2 protein-coding genes are annotated in these 6,171 nt (G+C 52.1%); both read right to left on the bottom strand.

Features of this window, described 5'->3' with window-relative positions; translation table 11 throughout:
* Nucleotides 1-1,303, bottom strand: a 1,303-nt coding sequence (locus EC843_RS24405) for an AIDA repeat-containing protein (protein ID WP_208111341.1), incomplete at its 3' end; no start/stop codon positions are given.
* A 719-nt stretch (nucleotides 1,304-2,022) separates the two neighbouring features.
* Entirely contained in the window at nucleotides 2,023-6,132 is a 4,110-nt protein-coding gene (locus EC843_RS24400; protein WP_133523204.1) for an autotransporter outer membrane beta-barrel domain-containing protein, read from the bottom strand.
* Nucleotides 6,133-6,171 lie beyond the last annotated feature (39 nt).

The raw sequence follows: 6,171 nt of genomic DNA, 5'->3' as shown, positions 1-6,171 counted from the left end.
TCAGCGCAGCACCGCTGTTTTGTACAACCCCAACAGCAGTACCACCCGCAACAACCTCAAATAGCCCCCCGCTGTTAACGGTCGTATCGCTGGCAGTAGCACCTGCATAGATATATTGCCAGCCACCCTCGTTAATGGTGGTCGTTGTCGCCGTACCAGCTACGCCATGAAAAGCACCGGCATTCACCGTGGTATCCATCGCTGTACCGCCAGCCGCAACGTCCTGTCGGCCCTGTGAACCCGTTCCCCAGATAGTGGTCGATATCGCTGTACCGCCGCTATTGACGGTCATGGCGCCACCGCCATTAATAGTGGTACCACTGGCCGTGTCGCCGGTGTTGACGGTGAAACGTCCGCCACTATCAAGCAGGACATTACTGGCTGTGCCTGTTGCTGCATCAATGGAGAAGGCACCCAGGGCATTCGTGCCACTGACCGTGGCATCGGTATTCGTATTCAGCACGGCACCGCTGTTTTGCGTGACCCCAAGAGCAGTCGCGCCCGCTGAAACAAACAACATACCACCGCTATTCACAGTAGTGTCGTTCGCTGTGCCTCCCTGCACATCCTGCTTACCACCCGCATTGACAGTGGTACGATTCGTTGTGCCCGTAGTCTGGATAAATTGAACACTCCCGGACTCAACTAAGGTATCATTGGCAATGCCAGTATCGCGGACAACCTGATGACCACCGGAATTAAGGATGGAACCATTGGCTGTGCCCAGAACGTCTTGCTTGGCAGAGTTTTTAACAGTAACGTTATTAACCACGCCGCCAGCGTTAACACTTTGTTGACCGGCGAATAATGTTGAACCGTTCGCGGTACCGCCAGAGTGGATGGTTTCGTAGCCTCCGGAAAGAACGCTGTCATTGAGAATGCCACCTGCGTAGACGTTTACAACACCACCGCTGTTAACGGTGTCGTTTGCTGTCCCGCCGTCGTTGACGTTCTGGGTACCACCGCCGTTCACCTGCGTCATTGAGGCGGAGCCACCACTGTTGACGTGTTGAATACCACCGGTATTGATTGTGGTTGCTGACGCAGTACCGCCATTATTAATATTCTGCGTACCTGCGGCCACAGTCTCTCCGGTCACAGTTATACCCGTATCCACTTCAGCAGTGAACGCATTCACCACCCCGGGAAGCACCGCCACCGCCAGTATCGACAATTTTCCTGTCAGAGCTGCACGACGCGCCACACCTTTGCCACAGCTTTTGCAGTGCTCTGACACCGGCACCCACGCTTCCCTGACACTATCCCAGACCAGACGATAAATATGATTTAAACCACTGTACATTGGATTTCCTGTATAGCTGAATTGATAATATAAGTGTGTGGAACGAGTAACTCTGCTAGAGGCTGTTTTGAAGCAAAGGTAAATACTATTATTTTGAATACCCTACGACGGTGGCGAGACAGTTAACTTTAAAAATAAATACTCTCGCTGGGTTAACAATAATAAAATGCCACGCAAGCAAAAATACAGGTGGCTTCTGTCAATATACCGGGCGCACTAATAACCCCGACCAATACCACCCGGGATTATTATTTGCGGAATATTTAAAAAAAATCACTAACTTAAGAAAACGAACTGGATGACAGTGCCTTTGGGAGGCAACAATCGAATACTTTATGAGCGCTATAATGCAATACCGCAGGGTGAATGACAAAAACAGGTTTGTTTATTTTTAAATGAATTTTCTTGAGCGTTTCTTTGTCGACTGAAATGTTGTTTTTTTGTTTATTTATGAGAGTTCCAGAAATGAATCCCATCCAGTACAGCCTGTTAGAAGCGCCTTTCCGCAATACGATAAATGAATTCAGAAAACCATGGGGACACGATGAAATTCAAAACTATAATTTAGTTATGTGAATGTATTTTTATTGTTAAATCATTCACTGCTATTTTCAATATTCATATATCCGCCAAAAAATATCAATTCGTTATTAAGAGCTCCATAAAAAACACAGGGCTTACGCCCTGTGTTTTCCTTCAGCCTGTCAGCACTCAGGACATCAGAATGACCAGGAGACCCCCAGGTGCGCCGTCAGTGGCTCGTCAACCTGCTTACCATGTGAGTAACTGGCATTCACATTCACATTGATGGTGTCTGTCACCTTCGCATTCACACCCACCTGATAAATACCGCGTGAGCCGCTCAGGTCGTTGGTGAAGTGGTCTTCATTGACTTTCACATCATTGCTGTCAATGAACTCCTGGGCCAGCGCCGCACGGAAGTAAGGCTGGATTTTCGAACCATTCACCTCGAAGTTATGCCCCACCTGCACACCCACTTCGCCCACCATGGAACGCTGATTATCCACCTGCGCTTTCATGCCGTTCGACAGCGTGTAATTACTGCTGTCACTGACAAAGGCACTCATGCCCACATACGGTGCCACATAGGTCTCATCAAACCAGAAATACTTCCCGGTCTGCAGATGTGCACCGATACCGTTGGCATCATAGTTACCATAAGCCCGGCTGCCGCTGTTCATCTGCGCATTCACATCGTGAGCAAAGCGGTTGGCTTTCAGCACACCGTCCACATAGAAACCGGAGTTATGCATGTAGCTGCCGTAACCCCCGACAGAGTAGGAATCCACCTCGCCATCCCCGCCACGGTCAAACTCCATGTCAGAATTACTGTAGGAGGTGAAGCCACCGAAGGTGAACACACCATCACCGGCTTCAACGGACTTGTCCACCCCGAGGGTAAGACCGTTGATACCCATGTCATAACCGGCACCGGCTGAAGAGCTCACGCCAAAGTTATTGAAGTTGTACTGTGCCCAGACACTGGTTTCATGCTCAAACGAACGCACCTGGTCCAGACGGCCACGTACCGTGTCCAGTTCAGCCTTGAATATCAGCGGGTCTGCTGTGGCCATGGAGAGCACCGCTGCCGTACTTGGCGATATCGTCATTTCTGACGGCGGTGCTGGCTCTACCGGGACCACTGGAGGGGTTGTCGGGTCTACCGGTGTCGTCGGATCTATCGGTACTACTGGCTCTACCGGTGGGTCTATCGGCTCTACCGGTGGGTCTATCGGCTCTACCGGCGGGTCTACTGGGTCTACCGGCGCTGTCGGAGAAAGTGACCAGGTGTCATTCCCGTTGTCCACCAGATGATACTGGTAGGTCCCCACATCCACGACACCGCCATTGTTGGCCAGGGTGAATTCCGCATCCCCGCCACCGGTCTCTATCATCTGCATGCTGCTGTCTGACGTCGGACTCACCCCGGTATCGGCGATAAACACATCAAAGTCGCCGTTAGCCTCGCCCGTCACTGTCAGAGTGTCGCTCTGCAGCGTCGCGACTTCGGTGTTCATATAAAATGTTCCCGCCCCCTCCAGGCTGGTCATGGTCAGGTCGGCATAGCCACTTTGTTCATAGTAAACACTGCCGCCATCCATGGTCATGGCACCCATGCTGTACTGCGTATTGCTGCCACTGACTGCTGAGGTGTTGTCCAGATACAGTGCACCGGAATCCGACAGGGTCATATTTGCACTGTCAGTCACTGCGCCCGCAGTCACCGTTAACTGACCACCGGACGTGACGGAGACATCGCCACCCAGGGTGGCACCGGTATAGATGTAGCCTGCACCGCCGTTGACAGTCAGGTCTGTGGCTGTGCCGCCGGTGTTAACATCAACCCTACCCCCAGTGTTCACAGTTGTGTTGTTCGCAGTGTCACCGGTATTGATGGTGAAAATGCCACCATTCTCGAGCAGGACATTACTGGCGATGCCCGTTGTCGCATTGATGTAGAAATCCCCCAACGCATTAGCACCACTGGCGGTCGCATCAGTATTCGTGACAAGAGCAGCCCCTGTGTTTTGAATAACACCGACCGCTGTTGCGCCAGCAGCAATATCCATCACCCCACCGCTGTTAACGGCTGTGTCGTTCGCTGTGGCACCCGTTTTGACTTCCTGTTTGCCACCCTCATTAACGGTGGTGCCATTAGCAATGCCACCGGCATGCACCTGTTCCAGGCCACCGTTAACAGTCGTGCCACTGGTTATGCCATTAACGTTAACTGCCCCACCAGTGTTCACTGTTGTGCCGTTCGCGGTGTCAGCAGTATTGACGGTGAAAATACCACCACTATCAAGCAGAACATTACCGGCGATGCCTGTTGCTGCATCAATGGAGAAGGCACCCAGTGCATTCGTGCCACTGACGGTGGCATCGGTATTCGTGACAAGTGCAGCACCGCTGTTTTGAACGACACCGACAGCAGTTGAGCCTGTATTAACAGTCAACAATCCCCCGGTGTTCACTGTTGTGTTATTGGCAACGCCACCGGCGAGGACCTTTTGTTCACCCGTAGCATTGACTGTCGTGTCATTGGCTGTGGTACCGTTTTCGACTTGCTGGAAACCACCATTCACTGTAGTGCCATTGGCTATAGCGCCACTTTTGAGAGCCTCATAGGCACCATTTAAAACGGTGTCATTGCTTATGCCATAGACATCAAAACCACCCGCGTTGACTGTAGTGTTATTAGCAACGCCCCCGGCATTAACGGTTACGTAGCCTCCGGTATTAATCGTCGTATCCGTCGCCGTGTCACCAGTATTGACGATGAAACGTCCACCATTCTCAAGCAGGACATTACTGGCGGTGCCCGTTGCCGCATCGATGGAAAACGCACCCAGGGCATTCGTGCCACTGACCGTGGCATCGGTATTCGTCTTCAGCGCAGCACCGCTGTTTTGTACAACCCCAACAGCAGTACCACCCGCAACAACCTCAAATAGCCCCCCGCTGTTAACGGTCGTATCGCTGGCAGTAGCACCTGCATAGATATATTGCCAGCCACCCTCGTTAATGGTGGTCGTTGTCGCCGTACCAGCTACGCCATGAAAAGCACCGGCATTCACCGTGGTATCCATCGCTGTACCGCCAGCCGCAACGTCCTGCCTGCCCTGTGAACCCGTTCCCCAGATAGTGGTCGATATCGCTGTACCGCCGCTATTGACGTCCATGCTGCCGCCGGCATTAACAGTGGTACCACTGGCCGTGTCACCGGTGTTGACGGTGAGTTTCCCACCGTTCTCAAGAATAACATTACTGGCGGTGCCTGTTGCTGCATCAATGGAGAAGGCACCCAGTGCATTCGTGCCACTGACGGTAGCATCGGTATTCGTGACAAGCGCAGCACCGCTGTTTTGCGTGACCCCGAAAGCAGCCGCACCCGCTGAAACACGCAACATACCACCGCTATTCACAGTAGTGTCGTTCGCTGTGCCTCCCTGTATTTCTTGCTTGCCACCTGCGTTGACTGTGGTGCGATTCGTTGTGCCCGTAGTCTGGATGTATTGAATACTCCCGGACTCAACTAAAGTATCATTGGCAATGCCAGTATCGCGGACAACCTGATGACCACCGGTATTAAGGATGGAACCATTGGCTGTGCCCAGAACGTCTTGCTTGGCAGAGTTTTTAACAGTAACGTTATTAACCACGCCGCCAGCGTTAACACTTTGTTGACCGGCGAATAATGTTGAACCGTTCGCGGTGCCGCCAGAGTGGATGGTTTCGTAGCCTCCGGAAAGAACGCTGTCATTGAGAATGCCACCTGCGTAGACGTTTACAACACCACCGCTGTTAACGGTGTCGTTTGCTGTCCCGCCGTCGTTGACGTTCTGGGTACCACCGCCGTTCACCTGCGTCATTGAGGCGGAGCCACCACTGTTGACGTGTTGAATACCTCCGGTATTGATCCCGGTTACAACTGACTCACCACCAGAGTTGACGTTTTGAATGCCCCCGGTATTGATTGTGGTCACCCTCGCCATACCACCGTCATTGACATTTTGAATGCCCCCGGTATTGATTGTCGTTCTTGCTGCTATACCGCCATTATTAATATTCTGTGTACCTGCGGCTACCACTTCATTAAGTAACACCACCCCATCGTCCACTTCAGCAGTGAACGCATTCACCACACCGGGAAGCACCGCCACCGCCAGTACCGACAGTTTTCCGGTCAGTGCCGCACGACGTGCCACACCTTTGCCACAACTCTTGCAGTGCTCTGACACCGGCACCCACGCTTCCCTGACATTATCCCAGACCAGACGATAGATATGATTTAAACCACTGTACATTGGATTTCCCTTGTAGCTTTGTCGATAAAATGAGTGTGT

The sequence above is a fragment of the Buttiauxella sp. JUb87 genome (assembly GCF_004361975.1).
GTDB classification, from domain to species: domain Bacteria; phylum Pseudomonadota; class Gammaproteobacteria; order Enterobacterales; family Enterobacteriaceae; genus Buttiauxella; species Buttiauxella ferragutiae.
The sequence above is the reverse complement of the archived record's forward strand: the minus strand, read 5'-3'. Positions and strand labels throughout refer to the sequence as shown.

Bases quoted from the DNA above. Each gene is read 5' to 3' on its own strand.
- EC843_RS24400 (WP_133523204.1), bottom strand. From the start codon at position 6,132: ATGTACAGTGGTTTAAATCATATCTATCGTCTGGTCTGGGATAATGTC.